Here is a 4,898-nt window from a genome sequence, read left to right on the forward strand (position 1 = left end):
TGCTCTTTCAAAGCCCTTTTAAAGGGCTTTTTTTGACTGACAGTGTCAGTCTTATGGAGCATGGTGATGCTTGTTATTCTCTCTTCATTGATTTGGAGAGCAAGATGGCAACAGAATTTAATCATGGGATACGCATTGTAGAGGCTGGTGAGGATTCCCGTCCCTTAGCAACATTTGATCAGACCGCTATTGGTGCGGTTGTCACAGCCCCTGATGCTGACAACCAAGTTTTTCCCCTCGACGAGCCTGTGTTAGTTTTTACACATGAGGGTGAGAAAATCCAAAAGCTTGGGACAAGAGGCACAGCTCTTGATGTTATCAATGCCGTGCGTGCGCAAGGGATTGAGGCACAAATTATTCTTGTGCGAGTGGAAGAAAAATCAACCATTGCTGAGACACAAACTGAGATGGTGGGATCAAACGCTCATTTGACCGGTGTGCATGCTTTATCGCATGCTAGAGGTCATTTAGGGGTAGAGCCTGGGATTTTATTGGCACCGGCTTATAGTGCAGGGCGCCTTGATAATGGTAAAAACCCCGTGGCGGATGCCTTGGAACAGGTGGCAGAAAAGCTACAAGCGATTGCCGTGTTTGATACGGGTGGTAAAAATGCGGAAGAAAGTCTTGCCTATCGTGCAGATTTTTCCTCACGCTTTTGTTATTTGATTGATCCCTTTGTACGGGTGGCAAATAGTGATGGGGGTGTTAGTGTTAAACCCGCAAGTCCTTTTGCTGCCGCCATGTTTATCAAACGTGATAAGCAAAGGGGTGGTGTTTTTTGGTCTCCCTCCAACCAAGATGTTAAAGGCATTTTAGGTACGGCGCGCCCCATTAGCTATTTTGATGGCGAAATCGATCATGAGGCAAATCGCCTCAACCAAGCCGATATTGCTACCTTTATTCCAGCACGACTTAGTCAAAATGCGCATGGAAAAATTGCTGCCAATGGACGTATTTTATGGGGAAATCATACCACCTCCAGTGACCCATTGTGGCGTTTTGTCAATGTGGTGCGCACCCGTGCAGCTTTGGAAAAAACGATCATCAACAGTTTCCGCCCTTGGGCGAATGATGAGAATCTGACCGGTCAACATGTTATTGCCATTACCCGCAGCCTCACGCAGTTTCTTGATGATCTGATTGCGCGTGGTGCATTGCTTGGTGGGAGGGTTTGGTTTGACCGCGATTTAAATTCCAACAGCACTTTACAATTGGGAAAATTGCGGGTCGAGTTTGATGCGGAAGAAGTGCCGCCTCTAGAAGATTTGAGTTTCGGCAGCCGGCGCAATAGCGCTTATTTTGATCGATTGGCTGAAGATATCCAAAAGAAAATGACTTATCAATTTGGCGATACGCTTGAAACTTATCGCAAAGCAGCAAGGAGTTAAAGCATGACTTTACGCATTGTACGCGGTTTTACCTTGATTGTTGATGATGATGTGAATCTTCACCTTGATCTTGAAACATTGAAACTGCCCACGTTGGAAGAAATCACCGAAACCTATCAACCAGGCGGCTCTGATATGCAAATTGATGTGAGCGGTCTTGGTGTGAAAGCGCTAAGTTTACAAATGAAAATCCGCAGTCACACACCCGAAATTATCGGTATCTTTGGTGGTCCTCCTGGTCTTCGTCATAAATTCACCGGAAAAAAACATGTGATCTCTGAAGAAGATGGACGCGAGCATGAGCATTCCATTGATGTCACGGGGCGCTTGGTCAAAGTCGATAGCGAAGGCTTAACAGCTGGAAAAGCGACAGGCTATGATTGCGAAATCAAAAATGTTTGGGACTATACGGAATTTTGGGATGGCTCTGTTTTGCACCGCTTTTCTTTTAAACGGGGCGGCTGGCTTGTCCGCAATGGGCAAGAGATCGGTTCTCGCCGCCGCTCTATTCTCAATTTATAAGCTCTCATTATTGATAGGGTTCTCATTTATAGGAATTGATCATGACAAGTTTACAAACCAGCATTGACGTGGAATTGCAGGTTCCGCTTCTTTATCAGGATAAAGGAGGCAAAGAATCTCTCTGCAAGAAACTGACCTTTTATCGCCCAAACTTCAAGCAAGCACGCCAATTAGCGGTGTTGATTGGACCGCAGTTGGTAGAGCTCGTTCTACCCGCTGTAGAAGAGGATAAAACAACATTGGGCAATGATATTCTTGTTCTTAAGCTTTGTGAGGCTTTATTTACCCATGAGGCTATGGAAGGAATAGCCGTGCTTTTAGCCGATATGTCACATGAATCTATTGAATTGATTAATCGTCTTGATGTTGTTGACATTATGGCTGTTTTCAAGGCTTTTTTTGCTTTTTTTACGCAACGCCAATCCTCTCTGCCAGACAATTTGGGGCAGAACTAGCCCTTTATTATCACTGGGCGCCTTCAGAAATTAACCAGATGGATTGGCTGGATGTGATTGCCTATAGAGAAGAACTCGCACGCCTTAAAGCCCAAGAATATGAAAGCCATCAGTTAGGATAAAGAATCGTCATGGATGTTTCCCTTGTTGTGCGTTTTGTCAATCACCTGCAAGAGGGGATAGCTTCTGCCAAGCGTGATCTTGCAGCCTTCAGTAGCGATGTTGCGCATTTCCAAAACAAGACAAGGCAACACTTTAAAAATTGGTTTGACCCTGAACATCTTGAGGATGCGACAAAGAATGCGAAAAATGCTTTTATCCAAGCGCGGGGGCGTATGGTGGGTGCCATTGCGCAAACAGCAACCTTAATTGCACCGCTCTATAAAGCCATGCAATTTGATCAATCGATGAAGGGATTAGAAAAGGTTCTCGATGCCCCCCTTCATCGCTTAAAGGAATTGCGCCGTTTTGCGCTTGAAACCTCCACCAAGATTCCGCTAGCGGCACGTGAAGTCTTAGAACTGATGACCAGTGCCAGCCAAGCAGGGATTGGCGAACAAGATCTAGAAGCTTTTAGCATTTATGCTGCCAAAGCGGCTGTAGCTTTTGATATGACGGGAGATCAGATTGGGGAGCGCTTTGCCAAATTGCGCAATGTCTTTAAGCTTAATCAAGCAGGCATTGAAGATCTAGGCGATGCTATCAATCATCTCTCTAATCACATGGCGGCAAAGGCAAGTGAGGTGTCTGATTTTACCAATCGTGCTACCGGTGCGGCAACCATGTTTAAGCTCACCGCGCGGGAAACTGCGGCATTTGGTACGGCGATGATTTCTGCTGGGATTGTTCCAGAGAGTGCCGCGCGTGGTTTTAATGCGATGAGTGCGCGCATACAGGCGGGGGGCAAACATATTGAAGATGCTTTTGCCAATATTGGGCTTTCTCGCGAAAAATTTATGCAAGATCTGGACAAAGATGCCACCGGTACCTTGGTACGCTTTTTTGATGTTTTAGCGAAATCTGAACAGGGGATGCGTTCCCTGATTGCCATTGATGGGCGCGATTTTACTGGTGATTTTGCCAAATTGGTGGGCAATCCCGAATTGTTAGGGCAAGCTTTAGATTATGTGAAAGATCCACAAGTCTTTAAAGGTTCGGTAGAACAAGAAGCAGACAAACAAGCAACCGGTGCCATGCGGCAATTTGAATTGTTGCAAAACCGCATTGTGGCTTTAGGGATTACCATTGGTGAAGTGCTTCTGCCCCCCCTCAACAGTTTGATGGAAAGTGTTGGCAATTTTACCAATGGGTTGATGGCGTGGGCGAATGCCCATCCCACTTTAACGAGCGCCATCATCAAAACCATTGCTGCCCTTATGGCTTTTAATATTGCTCTACGGGTTTTGCGCTTTACTCTTGCCGGGACACGCCTTGGGCTTCTTCAATTGATCACGTCTTTTATCAAGCTTAGAGTACTCAGTCGTGGTGTTGCTGCAAGCTGGCGGGGCTTAGCAGCCGCAGGGCGCTCGCTGGGCTTGCTAACCGCGGGTCTTGGGGCAAGTTCACTCCGACTCTTACGCCCCATGACCTTGTTGGTCGGGGCTTTACGGGGGATTGCTGTCTCAGGAAGTGCATTTGCTGCCTCTTTTGGCTCTGTTGGGACAGTGATCGAAGTGGTTGGGGCGGGTATTGCCTCTGTTGTGGGGGGTATTTTTACTCCAATAGGGGCTGCGGTTGCTGCTGTTGTGGCGGTCATACTGGCTGCTGGTTTTGCTTTGTGGAAATATTGGGACCGTTTTTCTTCATTTGTCAAAGGTTTGGCACGGGGGGTATCTCGGGCTTGGGGGCGTGCCTTTGAAGCCGTCATGCGCTTTTTTGGTGCTGATACCACCACCATCACCAAATGGAAAAATATCATTGCTGCTGCTTTTGATCTCTCTCAAGTTTGGCAAAAGTTTAAACAAGAGCTTTCCTCTGTTGCCGAGTGGTTTGGCAATTTGTGGGAGGGCGTTAAACAAAGCTTTTCCAACTTTTGGCAATGGTTGAAGAGTTTTTTTACACAGGAAAAGCTCTCGGAGAGTGCCAAGGCTGGTATGGAACAAGCGGGCGAAGATCTGGCTAATTCGATTGTCGATGGTTTTATGTCGTCTATCTCACAATTGATGGATTATTGTAAATCTTTGCCTAGCCGCATTAAGGGGTGGATTGGTTCCATTGATGTAAGAGAGTTTTTGCCAAGTTTTTTGGGAGGCAAAACAGCCATTCAACCGATTGCACAATTTGCGGGGGCGGGGCATGCAAATCCATCGGGTAGAGAACAAGGAGAGAAAGAGCGCTCCCCCATCACACACAATCAAAATGTCACAGTGCATGTTAATGGGGCGCGTGATCCTATGGCCACTGGTCGTGCGGTTGCCCACGCCATTCAACGGGCACGTGCTAATGCTCTGCATGGCGGGACAGAATGAGGGGAGGGAGCCTATGAGAGATCCTTTGATGATGTTAGGTCCGCATCAATTTTATGTGGATTGGC

Annotated in this window: 4 protein-coding genes; all 4 read left to right on the forward strand. The window is 46.8% G+C overall.

All coding sequences use genetic code 11. The annotated features are described in order from the left end of the window. The first annotated feature begins 104 nt into the window (after positions 1–104). The 4 genes from ACFIKH_RS08565 to ACFIKH_RS08580 all read left to right on the forward strand — a co-directional run bounded on the left by ACFIKH_RS08565 (position 105) and on the right by ACFIKH_RS08580 (position 4,833). On the forward strand, positions 105–1,388 hold the full coding sequence (locus tag ACFIKH_RS08565; protein WP_375671484.1) for a phage tail sheath C-terminal domain-containing protein: 1,284 nt from the start codon (positions 105–107) through the stop codon (positions 1,386–1,388). A 3-nt stretch (positions 1,389–1,391) separates the two neighbouring features. Beyond that, positions 1,392–1,910, forward strand: coding sequence for a phage major tail tube protein (locus ACFIKH_RS08570; protein WP_015856800.1), 519 nt, complete (start codon positions 1,392–1,394; stop codon positions 1,908–1,910). A 41-nt stretch (positions 1,911–1,951) separates the two neighbouring features. Beyond that, on the forward strand, positions 1,952–2,365 hold the full coding sequence (locus tag ACFIKH_RS08575) for a hypothetical protein (protein WP_375648859.1): 414 nt from the start codon (positions 1,952–1,954) through the stop codon (positions 2,363–2,365). Between the two features lie 131 nt (positions 2,366–2,496). Beyond that, positions 2,497–4,833, forward strand: coding sequence for a phage tail tape measure protein (locus ACFIKH_RS08580; protein ID WP_375671483.1), 2,337 nt, complete (start codon positions 2,497–2,499; stop codon positions 4,831–4,833). Positions 4,834–4,898: the final 65 nt, after the last annotated feature.

Origin of the sequence: Bartonella sp. SD1336NMGDW, assembly GCF_042193565.1 — a bacterium.
Lineage (GTDB): Bacteria > Pseudomonadota > Alphaproteobacteria > Rhizobiales > Rhizobiaceae > Bartonella > Bartonella grahamii.

Excerpts from the sequence above, each read along its gene's own strand:
- ACFIKH_RS08575 (WP_375648859.1), top strand. The coding sequence starts at position 1,952 with ATGACAAGTTTACAAACCAGCATTGACGTGGAATTGCAGGTTCCGCTT.
- ACFIKH_RS08580 (WP_375671483.1), top strand. The coding sequence starts at position 2,497 with ATGGATGTTTCCCTTGTTGTGCGTTTTGTCAATCACCTGCAAGAGGGG.
- ACFIKH_RS08570 (WP_015856800.1), top strand. The coding sequence starts at position 1,392 with ATGACTTTACGCATTGTACGCGGTTTTACCTTGATTGTTGATGATGAT.
- ACFIKH_RS08565 (WP_375671484.1), top strand. The coding sequence starts at position 105 with ATGGCAACAGAATTTAATCATGGGATACGCATTGTAGAGGCTGGTGAG.